The organism is Sphingomonas changbaiensis NBRC 104936 (assembly GCF_000974765.1).
GTDB lineage: Bacteria > Pseudomonadota > Alphaproteobacteria > Sphingomonadales > Sphingomonadaceae > Sphingomonas_B > Sphingomonas_B changbaiensis.
Window position 1 is genome coordinate 38,114 of sequence record NZ_BBWU01000045.1, and the last position, 19,128, is coordinate 57,241.

Genomic DNA, 19,128 nt, shown 5'->3' on the forward strand with positions numbered 1-19,128 from the left:
ACGCATGGGCTTGGGCCTGTGACCCCCCGATGCTAGGGACGCGCCTTCATGCTCAACCTGTCCGACATCACCGTTCGCCTGGGCGGACGCACGATCCTCGACGGCGCCACCGCGGCGCTGCCGCCCAAAAGCCGCGTCGGCCTGATCGGCCGCAACGGTGCCGGCAAGACGACCCTGGTGCGGGTGATTGCGGGCATGCTGGAGCCAGACATGGGCGCCGCTGAGATGCCGCGCGGCACGCGGCTCGGCTATATCGCGCAGGAAGCACCCGCCGGCACTGCGACGCCGCTGGAGACGGTGCTCGCCGCCGATACCGAACGCGCGGAGCTGCTGGCAGAAGCGGAAACCAGCCATGATCCCGATCGGCTCGGCGAAGTCCATGAGCGGCTGAACGCGATTGCGGCGCACTCCGCGCCGGCGCGCGCGGCCCGCATCCTGGTCGGCCTCGGCTTCGACGAAGAGGCGCAGGGGCGGCCGCTCGACAGCTTCTCGGGCGGCTGGCGCATGCGCGTGGCGCTGGCGTCGCTGCTGTTCTCCGCGCCCGACGTGCTGCTGCTCGACGAGCCGTCGAACCATCTCGACCTGGAGGCGGTGCTCTGGCTCGAGGATTTCCTGCAATCCTACCCGGCGACGATCCTGATCGTCAGCCACGAGCGCGATTTCCTGAACAAGGTCGTCGACCATATCCTGCACCTCGATCGCGGCAAGCTGACGCTCTATCCGGGCGGCTATGACGCGTTCGAGCGGCAGCGTGCCGAACGTCAGGCGCAGCTCGCATCGGCGCGCGCGAAGCAGCAGGCGGAACGCGAGAAATTGCAGGACTATATCGCCCGCAACAGCGCCCGCGCCTCCACCGCCAAGCAGGCGCAGTCGCGCGTGAAGGCGCTCGCGCGGATGCAGCCGATCGCGGAACTGCTCGACGATCCGAGCCTGAGCTTCGACTTTCCGAGCCCCGGCGCGCTGCGGCCGCCGCTGATCACGCTCGACATGGCCGACGTCGGCTATGGCGACACGCCGGTGCTGAAGCGGCTCAATCTGCGCATCGACCCGGACGACCGGGTCGCGCTGCTCGGGCGCAACGGCAACGGTAAGACCACGCTCGCGCGGTTGCTGGCCGCCCAGCTCGCGCCGATGGCGGGCGCGATGGCCGCGTCGGGCAAGATGCGGGTCGGCTATTTCACGCAGTATCAGGTCGAGGAGCTCGATCCCGCCGATACGCCGCTTGAGCACATGACTCGCGTGATGGGCGGCGCGACTCCGTCGGCAGTACGCGCCCAGCTCGGCCGCTTCGGCTTTTCGGGACCCAAGGCCACGACCGAGGTCGGCCGGCTGTCCGGCGGCGAGCGGGCGCGGCTGGCGCTGGCGCTGATCACGCGCGACGCGCCGCATTTGCTGATCCTGGACGAGCCGACCAACCATCTGGACGTCGACGCGCGCGAGGCGCTGATCCAGGCGCTGAACGGCTATTCGGGCGCAGTGCTTATCGTCAGCCACGATCGTCATATGCTGGAGATGACGGCGGACCGGCTGGTGTTGGTCGACCAGGGCAGCGCGCGGGAGTTCGACGGCTCGCTCGACGATTATGTCGCGCTGATCCTCGCCGGCGATGCGGAGGCGAGCGACAAGGCCGAGGCGAAGGCGAACCGCAAGGACGCGCGCCGTGCCGCCGCCGAAGCGCGCGAGCAGACCAAGGCCTTGCGCAGCCGCGTCAAGCAGACCGAAGCCGAGCTCGCCCGCCTCACGGCCGAGCGGAGCGCGATCGATCTCGCGATGTTCGATCCCAAGGCCGCCGACCCGAAGCTCGCCAACCGATCGATGACCGAGCTGATGAAGCTGCGCGCCCGGATCGAGACGCAGATCGAGGAGACGGAAGCCAGCTGGCTGGAGGCCAGCGGATCGCTGGAGGACCTGGCTGCCTAGAGTTTGACGCCGAATTCGTCGAAGCGCTGTTCGACCTTGGGGTCGATCTTCACCGCCAAGTCATGATCCTTCAGCGCCCGGGCCCGGTCGCCCTTGCGGCTCCACGCCACCGCGCGACCATAGAGTGAGGTCGGCATCTGCGCATTCGCCGCCAGAACCTTGTCATAATCGCTGATCGCGTCATCGAGCTTGCCCAGTCGCAGCAGCACGAGGCCACGGCTGTCCAGATAGGCGGGCGAGTCCGGCACTTTCTCCAGCGCCGCGTTGCAATCGAGCAAGGCCGATTCGAGCCCGATCCCCGCCGTCGCCTTGCGCCAGCACATATTGTTCAGCGCGGTCGCGTCCTTCGCCGCCGCGCGCGCCGCCGCGAAATCCTTGTCGGCCAGCACCGGCTGGTTCGACTTGGAGTAGAGAATTCCGCGCGCGGTGAGCAGGCCGGCATCGGACGGGCTCTCCTTCACCGCTGCCGTATAGGAAGCGATCGCTGCCGGGAGGTCGCCAGTTTCTGCCTGCAGGTCTCCTCGGGCCGCGAGCGCATCGAACCTTTTTGGATCGAGCTTGAGAGCCGCGTCCAGATCGGCCGAGCGGCCGGTAATGTCAGCCTTGGGCCGGCTAAGCGCGCGATTGAGATAGATATACGCTTCGGGCTGGATCGCCAGTGCCCGGTCAAATTCCGCGAGAGCTTCTGCATCTTTGCCGAAGGAACTGAGAATCCGGGCGGCGGCGACGTGGGCATAGGCCATATCGGGATTGGCCTTAATCAGCAGGCCAGCCTGGGCTTCCGCTTCCTTCGGCTTGCCGAGGCGGCGGTAGAGGTTCGCGCGGAGCACATAGCTTTGGACTGCGCTCGGGAACAACGCGATATACGCGTCGGCATCAGCCAGGGCGCGTTCGTAATCGCCCGATTCCCACAGGGCGCTTGAGCGCAGCTCCAGCGAATACAGGTCCTTGGGATCGAGTGCGATCGCTTCGTTGAGCGCAGCCATCGCAGCCGCGCGATCATTGGTCCGGCTGGCCAGAAACGCGCGACCGTGCAGCATCACGAAATTTTTCGGATCAATCGCCGCCGCGGCATCGAGATCGGCCTTTGCAGCGGTCGTCTCCCCCTTCCAAGTGCGCGCGATGCCACGATTGGCAAGCGCCCAGGCATTCTTTGGCTCCAAAGTTGCTGCTTTGGTGAGTGCCTCGATCGCTGCATCGTAGCGCCCATCATCCATTAGCAGCACGCCGCGGTCGACGAGACCGGTGGCGGTGGTCGGCGTTTCCTTCAGCACTGCGTCGCGCTCGGCCCGAGTGCGGACATAGCCGGCGGGCTCCATCAGATAGACCGCCTCCTTGCCGAGCGCGCGCAGCCGCGCCTGCGCCGCTGCAGCTTCGGTGGCCGCGAACTCTGGCGCGGCGCTGCGTTCCGTCTTCTCGATCGTGAAGACATTGCCCTTCAGGCTCGCTTTGCGCCGATAGGCAATGCCGGCGATCGTCTCGTCCAGATCGGCATTGGTGCCCACCTGGAAACCTGTGTTGCCGGGGGGCAGCACAATCGTTTCGATCGTCCGCGAAAAATAGGGATAGGCCACGGCGAACGGCGCATCGTGGAAGGCGCCGGGCTCGCGCGTGAAATCCGCCGTATAGCCGACACTAGTGCGGTCGGTTTCGTAGCGGTTGTCCGACCAGTCCATCTTCGCCGTGCCATCCATCGTAATCCGCATCTCCCCGGTCTTCGGATCGAACGCGGAATTTGTGGTCTTCACCTCGACGAAATCGAAATTCTTCTTCCAGAAGTCCTTCAGGCTCCGGTCCCGGACCTCTGGCGTGAGGTTCGACAGCGCAAGATTCAGGCCCATCGCAGCGTCGCCGCGATAGACCCAGTCGATGTGGGTCGGCGCCGGCAGCGACAGTCCGGCCGACGCATCGATGCGGATCGCGAGGTCCTCTTGCGGTGCCGTCAGGGGTGTCGGGACAAGGCGCGTCAGCGTCGCCAGGCTCTCCTGCACCGGCAATGCCCAGCCGAACGCCGGAGTCGGGATGCGATCCAGGTCGCTATCACCCAGGCGCGTGCCGTCCAGCCAATAGGTCCGGCCCGCAATCGTCGCGCGCACGATCACATGGTCGAACAACCCGACGATCGGCAGCCGCTCGTCCAGCCCGTCGCCGAGGACGGTACTGACCAGCACCGGCTCCGCCTCGATATCGAGCCCGTGCAGCAGCGCGACCAGTAGCGCGGACTTCCCCTTGCAGTCGCCGAACCGGCGCGACCAGGTCGTATCGGCGTCGGCCGGAACATAGTTGCCCGTGCCGAGCTGCAGCGCGACGTAACGCACGCGCTCCTGCACCAGCGCCAATGCAGCCTCCGCACGGGCCTTGGGTGATGGCGAGGCTTGCTTGATCCGGGCCAGCTCCGCCGCGAGCGGGCCGGCGGGCGCGATCTGCGCGGCCTTGATGTACAGCGGCGCCATCAGCGCCGAAATCTGCGACCAATCCTTGAAATCGGTGGCCTCGATCAGCCGCCCCACCGCAAACCGCGTCGGCGCGCCCTTGGGCGGCTGGAAGGGCTTGGTCTGCTCCAGCGTCAGCTCGGCGCTTGCGACCGCGCCCGACTTGACCGTCTTCAACGCCGGCAGGATCTGCGTTTGCCGCAGCCGGATCGGCATGGTGCTCGGCCATTGCATGCGCAGATGCGCGACGCCGACCGGAACCTGGTTCCACGCGCCGGCGACCTGCTCGGCATGGCCCTTCAGCGTCGGGTCGCTGGAGGTGATCGAGGCTGAAAATTCCAGCACGTCGCCGACCTGCAGCCCTTCCGGCTGGATATTCGCGGTGAGCACGCCATCCAGCGTCGCGCTGTCCAGATTGGGCTCGCGGCGCACCACCGTGAAGGTCTGGCCGCTACCAAGCACGTCGATCACCTTGTCGCCGCGCCGGATCAGCAGCGAATGGATCTTCAGCGTGTCGGTGTCGGGGCGCCACGGAAGCGAGATATTGCCGGCGGCCAGGCCCTGCGGCGTCTGGATCTTGATCGCGCTGGCGAAATAGCTGGTCTGCCGGTCGGGCTCGAACAGGACCTGCTGGTCCGCGAGCAGCATGCTGACCGCCGCACCTTCGTTGCCGGTAACGGAGGCTGCCGGGCTCACCGGCTTCACCCAATCGGGGCGGGGCGCGATGATCGGCTTGTCCTCGGCGCCGGCCGGGGCGGCAAGCGCCAGCAGCGAAAAGCCGACGAGCAGCGATAGACGAATGGCCATGTCGAACCCCCTGTGAGCGGGGGTTGTAACGGGCAGGCGTTGCCCACGGCTAGAGGAATTCCGTCGCGAGCCGACGGTTAACTGTCTCTCAGCTTACGAGAAAACCTGTCTGGTGCGGTCGAGAAGACTCGAACTTCCACGTCCTTTCGGACACAACGACCTCAACGTTGCGCGTCTACCAGTTCCGCCACGACCGCACTCGAGACACTTCACCGGACGGGTCCGGCGCTGGCAAGGCGGTGCCCCTAGCAGAGGGTTCAGGCCCTCGCAACCGCCCTTTAGGATGCCTCGCCGACGAAGCTCAGCTTCAGCTCGCGCGCGCCTTTGGGGACGTCATACACGGCGGCGTCGAACTGGGCCGAGGCGCCGGGGGCCAGTGTGCGCGAAGGCGGCGTGATGATCCAGTTGTAGACGACGCGCCCCTGCGCATCCTGCAGCTCGGCCTGGATATCGGGCACGCTCTGCCGCTCCCGGGTCGGGTTCACGATCCGGCCGGTCAGCGCGAACAGCTCGTTGCCGCTGGCGAGCGCGCGCCGCTCGGGCTTGCGCGGCACTTCGAGCAGCAGCGCAGCCGACGATCCACGCTGCGTCATGCCGAGCTGGGCGCGAACGCGGTCGAACCCGACGAATTGCAGCGACGCCACCCCGACAAGCAGCAGCAAACCGATGACCACGGCGACAATCGTCCAGCGCACCGCCGGATTGCGGCGGCGGGGCGTGTCGTCCTCGTCATCGTCCTGATAGACGGGTCGGTCCGGTTCGGCGGACATGTCGGTGCCCTGCGGCGGAGCGGCGAGGTCCGCTTCGTCCGCGTCCGACATCTGGCCGCTCGGCACCGCCTCCGGCTCATGCCCGGCCGGCCATTGATGCCAGCTATGCCCGCATTTGGCGCATCGGACCGCGCGGCCGTTGACGCCGACCGCGTCGTCCGGGACGGTATAGCGCGTGCGGCACGCTGGACATTCGAGGATCATCTGGCGCGGCCCCTTCTCCGACGCCTTCTAAACGCCCCGCGACTCGCCACGCAAGCACGGTGCTTTACCTGGGCGGCGGGGCCGTGCGATGGCGTCATGAAAGGGCCGAAGGCGAGGGCGTTGGCGAGCATCGTGCAGTTCGAGAATGTGGGTCTGCGTTACGGAATGGGCGCGGAAACCCTTTCGGACATCAGCTTCACGCTCGCGCCGGGCGCGTTCTACTTCCTCACCGGGGCGTCGGGTGCGGGCAAGACGTCGCTGCTGAAATTGCTCTACCTCGCCCAGCGGCCCAGCCGCGGCCTCATCCGCCTGTTCAACGAAGACGTCGTGACGATGCCGCGCGAGCGGCTGCCCGTGCTGCGCCGCCGGATCGGCGTGGTGTTCCAGGATTTCCGGCTGGTGCCGCACCTGTCCGCCTTCGACAATGTCGCGCTGCCGCTGCGCGTGGCCGGCGTCGATGAAGGCGAGATTGCCGACCGGGTGGGCGAGATGATCGCCTGGGTCGGCCTCGGCGGCCGGGCGAGCGCGCGGCCGGCGACGCTGTCGGGCGGCGAGCAGCAGCGGGTCGCGATCGCGCGCGCGGTGATCGGCCAGCCGGAAATGCTGGTCGCCGACGAGCCGACCGGCAACGTCGATCCGGACATGGCCGCACGGCTGCTCCACCTGTTCGACGCGCTGAACAAATTCGGCACCACGATCGTCGTCGCAACTCACGACATGCACCTGGTCTCGCGCGTGCCGAGCGCGGCGATCATGCGGCTGGAACGCGGACGGCTCGAAGACCCGACCGGCGCGCTGCGCTATCCGCCGCGCGTGCCGGCATGAACCTCCCGTTCGCCTTCACGGCCGCCGACCGGCGCCTGCTGCCGGAGGGACGCGCCGCCGGCCCGATGCCGTGGGTGATCGCGATCATGGTGTTCCTAACCGTGCTCGCCGCCGCTGCGGGACTGGCGCTGGCCGGGTCGGCCCGCGCGCTGGGCGACCAGATCGCCGGCCGCGTGACGATCCAGATCGTCGAGGCGGACCGCGTCGCGCGAAACGCGCAGGCCGAAGCGGCGGTCAGGGCCGCGCGCGCGCTGCCCGGCGTCGCGACCGTGCACCGCATCGGCGACGATGAAATCGCCCGTTTGCTCGAACCTTGGCTCGGACCGGGCGGTCTCGAGCTGCCCGTGCCGGCTCTGGTCGACATCGACCTCGGCGATCCCGCAGCGCTGCCCAGGTTGAAGGCGGCGGTCGCGGCCGTTGCCCCGGCGGCGCGGATCGATGCGCATGCACAGGCGCTTGCGCCGTTGCGCGACCTGGTCGGGAGCTTGCGCTGGCTTGCAGGTCTGCTGGTGCTGCTGATGGCGATCGCAACCGCGGCGTGCGTGGTGCTGGCCGCGCGCGCGGCGCTCAACACGCACCGAGAAACGATCGACGTTCTGCACCTTCTGGGGGCCACCGATATCCAGATTGCGCGCCTGTTTCAGCGCCGGATTGCGCTCGACGCGCTGTTCGGCGGCGGGCTGGGCTTCGCGGCCGGCGCGCTGGTGCTGATTTTGCTCGCGGGCCGTATCGGTGCGGTCGGGTCGGAACTGGTCGGATCGGTCCGGCTCGAGCCCGCCGGCTGGCTGGCACTGGCTGCGGTGCCGATGGCCGGCGCGCTGCTCGCGACGGCGGCGGCGCGGCTGACGCTCGAACGTGCATTGAGGCGCATTCTGTGATCCGGCGTATCGTGTCCGCATTGGTGCTGATCTGGGTGATCGGCTTCGTCTTCTTCGTCGGCCTGCTGCCGCGCCCGGCGGGCGACCAGCGCACTGACGGCATCATCGTGCTAACCGGGGGCCCCAACCGCATCGAGCACGGCCTGATGCTGATGCGCGAAGGCAAGGCGAAGCGGATGCTCGTGTCGGGCGTCAACATGGAGGTCGCACGGCGTGACTTCCTGAAGCTGTTCCGTCCGCCGCTGCCGCTGTTCGATTGCTGCATCGACCTGGGTCACGAGGCGGTCGACACCCGCTCGAATGCCGCCGAGTCGGCCGACTGGATCGAAAAACACCATTATCGCAGCATCCGGCTGGTCACGACCGACTGGCACATGCGCCGTGCGCGGTTCGAGCTGCGCCAGGCGCTGCCGGAGCATGTGACGATCGTCACCGACGCAGTGCACAGCGAACCGGACCTGAAGGTGCTGCTGACCGAATATCACAAATATCTGCTGCGCCGCGCTGCCGCGCTGGCCGGATATTGAGCGGCATGCGCGCGCTCTTGTTCAAGGCGATCTTCTATCCGGGCAGCGCGATCTTCGTGATTCTTGCGCCGCTGGTCGCGCTCGCCGGGCGCGGGCCGCTGATCCGCCACGTCCAGGGCTGGGCCGTGTTTCACGACTGGTGCGCACGCACGTTGCTCGGCATCCGCTGGCGCCTGCAAGGAACGGTACCACAGGGCCCGGTGCTGATCGCGATGAAGCACGAGGCGATGTATGAAACCATCAACGCCCTCCTGTTTCTCGATCGGCCCGCTCCGGTGTTCAAGCGCGAGTTGATGGATATCCCGCTCTGGGGCCGCGCCTGTCAGCGCTATGGCGGCATCGTCGTCGAGCGCGATGCCGGCGCCAAGTCGCTGCGCGCGATGCTTTCCGAAGCCAAGGCGCTGATTGCCGAAGGCCGCCCGATCCTGATCTTTCCGGAAGGCACGCGCGTGCCGCACGGCGAAGCGCCGCCGCTCAAATCGGGCATGTCCGGCCTGTATCGGCTGCTAAACCTGCCGGTTGTTCCGATCGCCTGCGACAGCGGTCTTCTGCTGCCGAAAAATGGGCCCAAGCACCCCGGCACCATCACATTCCGGGTTGGCGAGACGATCCCGCCCGGCCTGCCGCGCGAAGAGGTCGAGGCGCGCGTCCACGCCGCGATCAATGCGTTGAACGACTGATCTTCAAAAGAAAACGGCCGGCTCGAAGGAGCCGGCCGTTTTGTTCAGGTGGTCCGCTGTCAGCGGCTGCTGCGGTCCGATCCACCCTTGTGGCTGCCGCTGCTGCTGCCGCTGTGTTGACGGCTGCTGTCGCTGCCTTGCTGCGACTGCTGGCGGTTGCGGTCGCTGCTCGATCCGCTCTGCTGCTTCTTGTCGCGGTCGTGGTTCTTGTTCTGCATGGTCAGGCTCCTTACGCCTTGCTCTGCGCCTTGGGGACGCGGCTGTAGGAACGCTTGCCTGCCAGCGCGGTTTCGAGAAATCGGGCGGAGCCGGGGCGAAAGCGGCCAGTCGAGGAGTATGGCGGATGACCTATTGCCTGGGGATGCTGCTCGAATCCGGGCTGATCCTGATGGCCGACACCCGCACCAATGCCGGCGTGGACAATTTCTCGACCTTCCGGAAGCTGCACGTTCTGGCCGACGGCCCGGATCGTCAGATCTATGCGGCGACGGCCGGCAGCCTGTCGGTCAGCCAGTCCGTGATCAGTTCGCTGCAGGAAGATCAGCTCGCCTCCGAGACCAGGGAGCATGGCCGGTCCCTGAGCGAGGCGCCGACGATGTTCCGCGTTGCGCAGCTGGTCGGTGAGGCGGTGGAGCGGGTCGGCGCGACCGTCGGCGCGGCGCTCGAGCGCTCGCATATCGACGCCAGCACCGAGCTGCTGGTCGGCGGCCGGATCGGGGACGGGCCGCTGAAGCTCTACCTCGTCTACAGCATCGGCAATTTCATCGAGTGCACGCCCGACGTGCCGTTCCTGCAGATCGGCGAGACCAAATATGGCCGGCCGATCCTCGATCGCGCGCTCCGCTACGAGACGCCGTTGGCGCCGGCGGTGAAGATGGGCTGCCTGTCGTTCGACAGCACGATGAAATCGAATCTGGGCGTCGCCATGCCGATCGACCTGCTGGTGCTGCCCGCCGATCGCGCGCAGCCGGGCATCAGCCGGCGGATCGAGCGGGGCGACCGCTATTTCGAGGCGCTCGCCGACCGCTGGGCCGAGCTGATCTACGAAGCTGCAACCGGCCTGCCGAGCCCGCCCTGGATGGACGACTGACTATTCGTGCGAGCGTCCGAAATCGGGGCGGGCTTCGTCCTGACCCTGTTCGATGATGGATCGCCGGATCGCGCGGGTGCGGGTGAACAGGTCGAACAGCGCGTCGCCGTCGCCCCAGCGGATCGCGCGCTGAAGGGCGGTCAGGTCCTCGCTGAAGCGCTGCAGCATCTCCAGCACCGCATCCTTGTTGGCCAGGAACACGTCGCGCCACATCGTCGGGTCGGACGCGGCGATGCGGGTGAAATCGCGAAACCCGCCGGCCGAATATTTGATCACTTCGGAGCACGTGACCTGCTCCAGATCGGATGCGGTGCCGACGATCGTATAGGCGATCAGGTGGGGCAAATGGCTGGTGACTGCCAGCACCAGGTCGTGATGCTCGGGCGTCATCGTCTCGACATTGGCGCCGAGCGCCTGCCAGAACGCCTCGACGCGCGCCACCGCGGCGGGATTGGTGCCCTCGACTGGGGTCAGGATGCACCAGCGGCCGTGGAACAGGCTTGCGAAACCGGCTTCCGGCCCGCTGTTTTCCGTGCCCGCGACCGGGTGCGCGGGAACGATCTGCGCGTCGGGAAGCGCGGCGCGCAACGCAGCGGCGACGCCCGCTTTGGACGATCCGACATCGCTGACGATCGCGTCCGCCGGCAGGTCCGCCGCGAATTCGGCCGCGGCCGCGCCCATCGCGCCGACCGGCACGCAGAGCAGGACGAGGTCGGCATCGGTGACCGCCGCGCCGGCAGTGTCGGCGATATCATCGCACAGCTGAAGCCGCTCGGCGGTCGCGCGGACGGTCGGGTCGGCATCGTGGCCCGTTAGCCTTACGGTCGGCATATGCTGCCGGACCGCGCGGGCGACCGAGGAACCGATCAGGCCCAGGCCGATGACAGAGACGCGCGCGAAGGGCAGCATCAGCCCGCGTCCGCCACGAGCCGGCGCAGCGCCTCGGTCAGGCCGCGCATATCGTCTTCGGTGCCGATCGTGATCCGCAGGCCATGGCCGAGCTTCTGGCCCGGCAGCCAGCGCGTGATGTAGCCCGCGTCCATCAGTCCCTTATAGGCTGCTTCCGCGGTCAGCCGGCCTTCGAATAGCACCAGCAGGAAATTGGCCTTGCTCGGCACCGGGCGAAGGCCGGCATTGCCCATGCTCGCGATCTGCTCGGCGAACCAGGCGCGCCACCTGGCATTGTGTGCGCGTGAGTGCGCGACGAAACCGCTGTCATGAAGCGCGGCGACGGCTGCGCGCTGTCCGGCGATCGTCATGTTGAACGGCAGGCGGATGCGGTGCAGCGCCTCGACGATGTCGGCCGACGCATAGCCCCAGCCGATTCGCTCTGCAGCAAGCCCGTAGATTTTGGAAAAGGTGCGGGTGACCAGCACGTTCTGCGCGGTCCTGGCCAGCGCCAGCCCGCCATCGTCTTCGCTTGGGTCCAGATATTCGGAATAGGCGTGGTCGAGCACCAGCAGCACATTGCCGGGAAGACCCGCGTGCAGCCGGGCGATCTCCTCGCGCGACGTATAAGTGCCGGTCGGGTTGTTCGGATTGGCAATGTAGACGATTCGCGTCCGCTCGTTCACGTGGCCGAGGATTGCGTCGGTGTCGGTCGCATAGTCCTTGTCCGGCGCGACAACGGGCACCGCGCCGACCCGGCGTGCGGCGATTTCGTAGACGGAAAAGCCATAGCGGACGAAGATCACTTCGTCGCCCGGCCCCGCGAACGCGCCGGCGGCGAGATGCAGGATCTCGTCCGATCCGTTGCCGTAGATCACCCGCGCCGGATCGAGGTCGTACATCTCCGCGATCGCCTCGCGCACGATCGTGCCGCTTGCGTCCGGATAGCGTTCAAGGCTGTCCGCGGCGGAGCGGAAGGCCTCCTTGGCCTCCGCGCTGGTGCCGAGCGGATTCTCGTTCGACGAAAGTTTCGCGACCTTGCGCCCGTCGTCAGTCGTCGCGCGGCCCGGCACATAGGGCGCGATCTCCATGATCCAGGGCTTGGGCGCGGGGGCGAGCATGGGCCGCGCGTCTAAAGGAGATTGCCGCCGACGCAAGCGCACCGATAAGGGCGTGTCATGCGCCTTGCCGATCTGGAAACGCCCGCCCTGCTGCTCGATGCGCCCCGGATGCGCGCGAACATCGCGCGGATGGACGCGGCGATCGCGCGCCATGGCGTCACGCTGCGGCCGCATCTGAAGACGGCGAAGTCGGTCGAGGTCGCCCGCGCGATGACGAACGGCTGGGCGGGCGGCGTGACCGTCTCGACCCTGAAGGAAGCGGACCAGTTCTTCGCGGCCGGCTTTCGCGATCTTCTCTATGCGGTCGGGATCGCGCCCAACAAGCTGCCGCATGCTGCCGACCTGATCCGCCGCGGCGCCGACCTGACGCTGATCCTCGACAGCGTCGCGGCGGCGGACGCGGTCTCGGCGTTCGGGCGAGCGGAAGGACTCACGCTGCCGGTGTTGATCGAGATCGACAGCGACGGCCACCGCGCGGGCGTCGCGCCGGACGACAGCGCAACACTCGCGGCGATCGCATCGAGCCTCGCGGAGGGAGCCGAACTGCGCGGCGTGATGACGCATGGCGGCGGCTCCTATGACGCGCGGGGCGCGGAACAGCTCGCCGCCCATGCGGAGCTGGAGCGGTCAGGCGCGGTCCGCGCGGCCGAGGCCTTGCGCGCCGCCGGGTTTCTCTGTCCCGTCGTCAGCGTCGGCTCGACGCCGACCGCGCTGTTCGCACGCGACCTGGGCGGCGTCACCGAAGTCCGCACCGGCGTCTATGCGTTCCAGGATCTGGTCATGGCGGGCCTCGGCGTCTGCGCGGTCGAGGATATTGCGATTTCGGTCGCGACGACAGTCATCGGGCATCAGGCGGAACGGGGCTGGCTGATCGTCGATGCCGGCTGGATGGCGCTGTCTCGCGATCGCGGCACACAGGCGCAGGACGTCGATCAGGGATACGGCCTTGTCGCCGGGCACGATGACCTGATCGTGATTTCCGCCAACCAGGAGCATGGCATCGTCGCCGATCGCCACGGCCGGCCGCTCGACCTTGCGCGCTTTCCGATCGGCACGCTGCTCCGCATCCTGCCGAACCATGCGTGCGCCACCGCCGCACAGCACGACCGCTATCATGTGATGGACGAAGCGGGGGAGGTCCTTCACGTCTGGCCGCGGTTTGGAGGCTGGTGACTTGGACGATCGCATCGAACTGATCCAATCACCAGAGATGCCCCCCCCGGGCGGCCATTATTCGGCGGCAACGGCGTTCGGCGATCTCGTCTTCGTCTCCGGCCAATTGCCGGTGCTGGCCGACGGCACGCATGATCCGACGGCTCCCTTCGACGACCAGGCGCGCCGCGCCGTCGGCAACTTGCTCGCGGTGCTGCGGGCGGCAGGGTCTTCGCCGGAGCGGGTGCTGAAAGTCACGGCCTATGTGGCGGGCATCGACCATTGGCCCGCCTTCAATCGCGTCTTCGCCGAGCTGTTCGGCGACGCCCGCCCCGCCAGGGCAATCGTGCCCGTCCCGCCGCTTCATCACGGCTATCTGGTCGAAGTGGAGGCGATCGCGACGCGATGACGGACACGCGCTTCGGGCTCAACCGGCAGGCCCGCCTGACCGGCTCGCTGATGCTCGACGGCGGCGCTTCGCTGCCGGAGGTCGAGATCGCGTATGAAACCTATGGCGTGCTCGATGCCGATGCCTCGAACGCGATCCTGATCTGCCACGCGCTGACCGGCGACCAGCATGTCGCGTCGCCGCACCCACGCACTGGCAAGCCCGGCTGGTGGCAGCGCGTTGTCGGACCGGGCAAGCCGATCGACACCGACACGCATCTGGTCATTTGCGCCAACGTGCTCGGCAGCTGCATGGGGTCGAGCGGACCGGCCAGCCTCGATCCGGCGACGGGGAGGCCGTTCGCCATGCGCTTTCCCGTCATCACGATCCGCGACATGGTGCGCGCGCAGGCGGCATTGCTCGATCATCTCGGCATCCAGCGGCTCAAGGCCGTGGTCGGCGGCTCGATGGGCGGCATGCAAGCGCTTCAGTGGGCGGCGACCTATCCGGATCGGGTCGCGGCGGCGCTGGTGATCGCCTCGTCCGCCCGTCATTCCGCCCAGAACATCGCGTTCCATGAAGTCGGGCGGCAGGCGATCATGGCCGATCCGAACTGGCGCGGCGGCGAATATTACGACGCCGCACCGCCCGCCGCCGGGCTCGCGGTCGCGCGCATGGCCGCGCACATCACCTATCTGTCGGAAGCGGGGCTGACCGAGAAATTCGGCCGCCGGCTGCAAGCGCGCGACGCGAAGAGCTTCGGCTTCGACGCCGATTTCCAGGTCGAGAGCTACCTGCGCCACCAGGGGATCAGCTTCACCGACCGGTTCGACGCAAACTCTTACCTCTATATCACCCGCGCGATGGACTATCTCGACATCGCCGAGGAGCATGGTGGCAGCCTGGCGGCGGCATTCCGCGGCACGAGCACGCGGTTCTGCCTGATCAGCTTCGACAGCGACTGGCTGTACCCGACCGCCGAATCCCGCGCGATCGTCCACGCCCTGAACGCCGCCGGCGCACCGGTCAGCTTTGTCGAGCTGTCGAGCCCGTTCGGCCACGATGCGTTCCTGCTGGAACAGCCCGAGATGGACCGGGTGATCGCGGGGTTTTTGGGGGTGGGAGCGTGAAGCGATCCATCTCAGCCCTCTCCCCACCGGGGAGAGGGAAGGTCGCGAAGGGACCAGGGAGAGGGGCAGAGTCCCGCACAGCCACTCTCCCGGCCTCGCTTCGCTCAGCCACCCTCTCCCCATTGGGGAGAGGGTTATGAATCTAAGACCCGACCTCGCGATCATCGCTGCCAACGTCGCGCCGGGCGCTCGGGTCCTGGACGTGGGCTGCGGCGACGGCGCGCTGATGGCGGCGCTCCGGGCCGAGCGTCAGGTCGATGCGCGCGGGCTGGAAATCGATCCTGCCAATGTGGCCGCGGCTGTCGCGCGCGGATTGTCGGTGATCCAGGGCGATGCCGATACCGACCTTGCCGACTATCCGGCGGACGCGTTTGACTATGCAATCCTCAGCCAGACGCTGCAGACCACGCGCCGGCCCGACCAGGTGCTCGATCAGTTGCTCCGGATCGGGCGCAAGGCGTTCGTGTCCTTCCCGAACTTCGCACATTGGCGGGTGCGGCTGTCGCTTTTATGGGGCGGGCGGATGCCGGTCACGCGCCTGCTGCCGCTCAAATGGTACGAGACGCCCAACATCCACCATACGACCATCGACGACTTCCGCGCGTACGTCCGTGAGCGGGGGCTGACGGTCGACGGCGCCTGGTTCCTGTCGGGCGACAAATTGACCAGCGCGGCCGCAGCCAATTTCCGCGCCGAACACGCCGTCTTCCTACTTCGGCGCTAAGCCTTTCGCGAGGAAATCGTTGGCGATCCTCGCGACTTCCGACAAATCGCCGTCGTCGCTCCACACGCCGTAGCGCAAGCCCAGGAACACGTTCATCCCGCCGATCGCCCAGGCGTGAATCTCGCCGACATCGGCGCGCACCTCGCCACGCTCGGCCGCGGCCTCCAGCCGCTTGCGGATGCGCGCGACCGTGGTTTCATAGTGGAAGCGGAAACTGTCTTGGTCGACGAATTCGGCCTGGTCGATGATCCGGTAGATTTCCCTGTGCTCGCGGGCGAAGTGCAGGAACCAGTCGAGCCCGCGCCGTTCCGCATCGATCTGATCCGTCGCGTCGGCGATGGCGCGGCCGGCGCCCTCGCGCACCTTGTCCGAAAAGTCGCGGACCAGCGCCTGGAACACGTCCTCCTTGGAATCGAAATAGGTGTAGAAGGTGCCGAGCGCGACGCCGGCGCGCTGGGTGATCTGGATGATCCCGGTCTCATGGAATCCGCGATCGCCGAACTCGGCGGCCGCGGCGTCGAGGATCGCGCGCAGCGTCCGCCGGCCGCGCTCGGTGCGAGGCACCTTGCTCCCGGGTGTTGCAGCGTCGCTACGCTCGCTCGTCTTTTTCACCTTGCCCCGCCGAGAAGTTGAAACCCGGTTCAGGTTTCAGTATAGCCGCCGCGACGACGGGCACAAGCCGCAGGGAGGCGGCCCGCTGGGAGGGGATAGCATGATGAAGATTTCGACGCGTGCGCTGTTCAATCTGGGCGTCGCAGCCGCCGCGCTGACCGCGACGCCGGCCTTCGCGCAGCAGTCGACCGCCGACACCGCGCCGCAGGTCGCAGACAGCGCCGGGAACGATCTGAGCGGCGAAATCGTCGTCACCGCTCGGCGGCGCGAGGAAAGCCTGCTCGAAGTGCCGATCGCGATCACCGCCTTTTCGGGCGCGACGCTGGAAAAGCAGGGCGCGCTGGATATTACCGATGTGGGCAACACCACGCCGAACGTGACACTTGAAGTGTCGCGCGGCAGCAACTCGACCCTGTCCGCCTTCATCCGCGGCGTCGGCCAGCAGGACCCGGTCGCCGGCTTCGAGCAGGGCGTCGGCATCTATCTCGACGACGTCTATCTGAACCGTCCGCAGGCCGCCGTTCTCGACATCTACGACGTCGAGCGGATCGAGGTGCTGCGCGGTCCGCAGGGCACGCTTTACGGCCGCAACACGATCGGCGGCGCGGTGAAATATGTGACGCGGCGCCTGAGCGCCGACCCGACCGTCTCGCTGCGCGCCAATCTCGGCACCTATCAGCAGGCCGATGTGATCGCCAGCGCCAGCACCGGCGTCGGATCGGGCCTGCTGCGGTTCGGCGGCTCGGTCGCGCGGCTGAGCCGCGGCGGCTTCGGCAAGAATCTGACGACGGGCCTTGAGAACTATAACAAGGACATCTGGGCCGGCCGCTTGAGCGCCGAGATCAACAACGAGAGCACGATCTTCGTGCGCCTGTCCGCCGACTATACCGACGATCAGAGCGCGCCGCGCGGCGGCCATCGGCTGATTCCGAGCTTCGTCAGCAATACGCCGGTGCTCAGCAACGTGTTCGATTCGCAAGGCGGGCTGCTCGTGCCCGACCAGTCGGTGCGGGCCGGCGGCATTTCGCTCTATGCCGAGGTCAAGCCCCAGGACTGGCTGACGCTGCGCAGCATCAGCGCCTATCGCAAGGACAAGACCCGCACGCCGATCGACTTCGACGCCCTGCCCGCGGCGGATCTCGACGTGCCCGGCATCTACAACAACCGCCAATTCAGCCAGGAATTGCAGGCGTTGGTCGATACCGGCAGCTTCCACGGGCTGGTCGGCGGCTACTTCCTCGATGCCGATGCCGTGACCGCGTTCGACGTGCGGCTGTTCACGACGGTGCCGGGGCTCGCCGCCTTCACCGATGCGAAGGTCCACACCGAGACCTACGCCATATTCGGCGACTTCACCTATGATTTCACCGACCAGTTCAGCCTGTCGGCCGGCGGGCGCTACACGCGCGACCGGCGCCAGGCGTCGATCCTGCGGCAGAATTATCTGGGCGGCGGCGCGGCGATCTTCGGCGGAGCAGCGATTCCGTTCGGCGCGCCCAGCACGAATTTCACCGGGGCGCGCGTGTTCAACAAGTTCACGCCGCGCGCGTCGCTGAGCTTCAGGCCGACGCCTGACCACAATCTGTACGTCAGCTATTCGAAGGGCTTCAAGGGCGGCGGCTTCGATCCGCGCGGCGTCGGCGCCAACGCGCCCGACACCAACGGCAACGGCATCCGCGATCAGCAGGAAGTCGCGACGTTCCTGAGCTTCCTGCCCGAAACGGTCGACAGCTATGAAGCAGGCTACAAGGGCTCGCTGCTCGACCACCGGCTGAACGTCGCGCTGGCGGTGTTCCGCGCCGACTATAAGAACGAGCAGATTCCGGGCTCGGCCGGGTGCGTCGTCAACGGCATCCAGACCTTCTGCGGCGTCACGACCAACGCCGGCAAGGTGCGATTCCAGGGCGTCGAGTTCGAAGGCAGCGCGAAGCTGGCCAACGACTTCGCGGTCGGCGGCGACGCGCTGACGTTGTCCGGCTCGCTTGGCTATATCGATCCGAAGTTCAAGCAGTACGACACGTTCGTGGCCGGCCGCGGCACCGTCGACGTGACCGCCTTCCGGCATGTGCAGAACACGCCGAAATGGACCGCGAGCGGCACGCTCGACTATACCGCGCCCGTCTGGACCGGCACGATCGACTTGAACACCACGGTTTCGTACCGCAGCAAGACCTATCAGTTCGAAATCGCCAATCCGTTCATCGACCAGCCCGGCTTCGCGCTCTGGGACGCGAACCTGGTTTATCGGGCCGAAGGCGATCGCTGGTCGATCGGCGTGCATGCCAAGAACCTGACGAACAAGAAGTACAAGACGTCGGGCTATACGTTCCTGGCCGCCGATCCGGTGACCGGCGCGTTGCTGACCGATAAGAACGGCAAGTTCATTTCCGCGCTCGGCAAGGAAGGCACGCTGACCGCCTTTTACGGCAATCCGCGGCAGGTGTTCGTCACCCTTGGCGTGAAGTTCTGATCCCTTTCCCCTCCCGCCCCTTCCGCGGGAGGGGCGGGTGGGCCCTTTCTCGATACTCCCCCTTCTGACGGAGGGGCCCACCCATCTACCGGCTCTTGTCGGTCTCGCCCTGCGCTCTCATCGCGGCGCGCTGCCAGGGCCAGCAGCCTTCGATCTCCGTCTCCAGCGAGAAGCTGAGGAAGGTCCGGATCATCACGATGATCGCCAGCAGGCCGACGCTTTCAAAGCTCAGCGGCGCGGTGATCGTGCCGATAATGTCGGCACCCACCAGCAACTCCAGCCCCAGCAGGATTCCGCGGCCCAGATTGGCGCGATACTGTTCGTAGCTGTGACGCCAATCGCGCGTGCCGGCGCCGGCGCGAAAGAACAGGATCGTCGCGACCAGCACGCCGATCAGGATGATCGCGACGCCGGCCATTTCCAGCAGCTTGGCGAGGAGTTCGATATAGGCGTGCGCTTGTTCCACGGCCGATGAACCGCGTTTCGCCGGCAGGGTTCCGGAACCCGATT

Annotated in this window: 18 protein-coding genes and 1 tRNA gene; 11 read left to right on the plus strand and 8 right to left on the minus strand. The window is 67.2% G+C overall.

What is annotated here, in order from left to right:
* The first annotated feature begins 48 nt into the window (after window positions 1-48).
* Entirely contained in the window at window positions 49-1,920 is a 1,872-nt protein-coding gene (locus tag SCH01S_RS11685; protein WP_046349000.1) for an ABC-F family ATP-binding cassette domain-containing protein, read from the plus strand.
* Here the strand turns inward: SCH01S_RS11685 and SCH01S_RS11690 are convergent.
* From SCH01S_RS11690 to SCH01S_RS11700, 3 genes are all read right to left on the minus strand, one after another.
* Entirely contained in the window at window positions 1,917-5,159 is a 3,243-nt protein-coding gene (locus tag SCH01S_RS11690; RefSeq protein ID WP_052733920.1) for a tetratricopeptide repeat protein, read from the minus strand. The two genes, SCH01S_RS11685 and SCH01S_RS11690, sit on opposite strands and share 4 nt — an antisense overlap.
* A 110-nt stretch (window positions 5,160-5,269) precedes the next feature.
* A tRNA-Leu gene (locus SCH01S_RS11695) sits at window positions 5,270-5,356 on the minus strand.
* Window positions 5,357-5,437: 81 nt separating this feature from the next.
* On the minus strand, window positions 5,438-6,133 hold the full coding sequence (locus SCH01S_RS11700; protein ID WP_046349001.1) for an MJ0042-type zinc finger domain-containing protein: 696 nt from the start codon (window positions 6,131-6,133) through the stop codon (window positions 5,438-5,440).
* A 120-nt stretch (window positions 6,134-6,253) separates the two neighbouring features.
* Here SCH01S_RS11700 and ftsE point away from each other — a divergent pair, with 120 nt between their 5' ends.
* From ftsE to SCH01S_RS11720, 4 genes are read left to right on the plus strand one after another with little or no spacing between them, the layout of a single operon-like run.
* Entirely contained in the window at window positions 6,254-6,958 is a 705-nt protein-coding gene (gene ftsE / locus SCH01S_RS11705; RefSeq protein WP_046349079.1) for a cell division ATP-binding protein FtsE, read from the plus strand.
* A complete protein-coding gene (locus tag SCH01S_RS11710) occupies window positions 6,955-7,836 on the plus strand; it encodes a cell division protein FtsX (RefSeq protein ID WP_046349002.1) in 882 nt (293 codons plus the stop codon). The genes ftsE and SCH01S_RS11710 overlap by 4 nt, the downstream gene beginning before the upstream one ends.
* Window positions 7,833-8,363 carry a YdcF family protein gene (locus SCH01S_RS11715; RefSeq protein ID WP_046349003.1) on the plus strand — a complete coding sequence of 177 codons (531 nt, stop codon included), beginning with the start codon at window positions 7,833-7,835 and terminating at the stop codon, window positions 8,361-8,363. Before SCH01S_RS11710 ends, SCH01S_RS11715 begins: the two co-directional genes overlap by 4 nt.
* 5 nt (window positions 8,364-8,368) lie before the next feature.
* A complete protein-coding gene (locus SCH01S_RS11720) occupies window positions 8,369-9,043 on the plus strand; it encodes a lysophospholipid acyltransferase family protein (protein ID WP_174436039.1) in 675 nt (224 codons plus the stop codon).
* A gap of 59 nt (window positions 9,044-9,102) precedes the next feature.
* On the opposite strand, the gene SCH01S_RS16530 is transcribed toward SCH01S_RS11720, so the two are convergent.
* Window positions 9,103-9,261, minus strand: coding sequence for a hypothetical protein (locus SCH01S_RS16530; protein ID WP_157032911.1), 159 nt, complete (start codon window positions 9,259-9,261; stop codon window positions 9,103-9,105).
* Between the two features lie 125 nt (window positions 9,262-9,386).
* On the opposite strand from SCH01S_RS16530, the gene SCH01S_RS11725 reads away from it, so the two are divergent.
* Complete coding sequence (locus SCH01S_RS11725) at window positions 9,387-10,133, plus strand: proteasome-type protease (protein WP_046349005.1); 747 nt, start codon at window positions 9,387-9,389, stop codon at window positions 10,131-10,133.
* Here the strand turns inward: SCH01S_RS11725 and SCH01S_RS11730 are convergent, their stop codons facing one another.
* Together SCH01S_RS11730 and hisC are read right to left on the minus strand one after the other, a co-directional pair.
* A complete protein-coding gene (locus SCH01S_RS11730) occupies window positions 10,134-11,042 on the minus strand; it encodes a prephenate/arogenate dehydrogenase family protein (RefSeq protein WP_046349006.1) in 909 nt (302 codons plus the stop codon).
* Entirely contained in the window at window positions 11,042-12,142 is a 1,101-nt protein-coding gene (gene hisC, locus SCH01S_RS11735) for a histidinol-phosphate transaminase (protein ID WP_046349007.1), read from the minus strand. Before hisC ends, SCH01S_RS11730 begins: the two co-directional genes overlap by 1 nt.
* A 57-nt stretch (window positions 12,143-12,199) precedes the next feature.
* Between hisC and SCH01S_RS11740 the strand changes: the two genes are divergently transcribed.
* The 4 genes from SCH01S_RS11740 to metW all read left to right on the plus strand — a co-directional run bounded on the left by SCH01S_RS11740 (window position 12,200) and on the right by metW (window position 15,536).
* Window positions 12,200-13,315, plus strand: coding sequence for an alanine racemase (locus tag SCH01S_RS11740; protein WP_046349008.1), 1,116 nt, complete (start codon window positions 12,200-12,202; stop codon window positions 13,313-13,315).
* A gap of 37 nt (window positions 13,316-13,352) precedes the next feature.
* On the plus strand, window positions 13,353-13,703 hold the full coding sequence (locus tag SCH01S_RS11745) for a RidA family protein (protein WP_084689553.1): 351 nt from the start codon (window positions 13,353-13,355) through the stop codon (window positions 13,701-13,703).
* The gene (metX, locus tag SCH01S_RS11750) at window positions 13,700-14,812 is read left to right on the plus strand and encodes a homoserine O-acetyltransferase MetX (protein WP_046349009.1); all 1,113 of its coding nucleotides are present in this window, start codon (window positions 13,700-13,702) and stop codon (window positions 14,810-14,812) included. The genes SCH01S_RS11745 and metX overlap by 4 nt, the downstream gene beginning before the upstream one ends.
* A 136-nt stretch (window positions 14,813-14,948) precedes the next feature.
* Entirely contained in the window at window positions 14,949-15,536 is a 588-nt protein-coding gene (gene metW / locus SCH01S_RS11755; RefSeq protein ID WP_046349010.1) for a methionine biosynthesis protein MetW, read from the plus strand.
* On the opposite strand, the gene SCH01S_RS11760 is transcribed toward metW, so the two are convergent.
* Window positions 15,522-16,100, minus strand: a complete 579-nt coding sequence (locus tag SCH01S_RS11760; RefSeq protein WP_369385552.1) for a TetR/AcrR family transcriptional regulator — start codon at window positions 16,098-16,100, stop codon at window positions 15,522-15,524. The two genes, metW and SCH01S_RS11760, sit on opposite strands and share 15 nt — an antisense overlap.
* A gap of 151 nt (window positions 16,101-16,251) precedes the next feature.
* On the opposite strand from SCH01S_RS11760, the gene SCH01S_RS11765 reads away from it, so the two are divergent.
* On the plus strand, window positions 16,252-18,618 hold the full coding sequence (locus SCH01S_RS11765) for a TonB-dependent receptor (RefSeq protein WP_046349081.1): 2,367 nt from the start codon (window positions 16,252-16,254) through the stop codon (window positions 18,616-18,618).
* 85 nt (window positions 18,619-18,703) lie between these two features.
* Here SCH01S_RS11765 and SCH01S_RS11770 read toward each other — a convergent pair whose 3' ends face one another.
* Entirely contained in the window at window positions 18,704-19,084 is a 381-nt protein-coding gene (locus SCH01S_RS11770; protein WP_245612247.1) for a DUF1622 domain-containing protein, read from the minus strand.
* Window positions 19,085-19,128 lie beyond the last annotated feature (44 nt).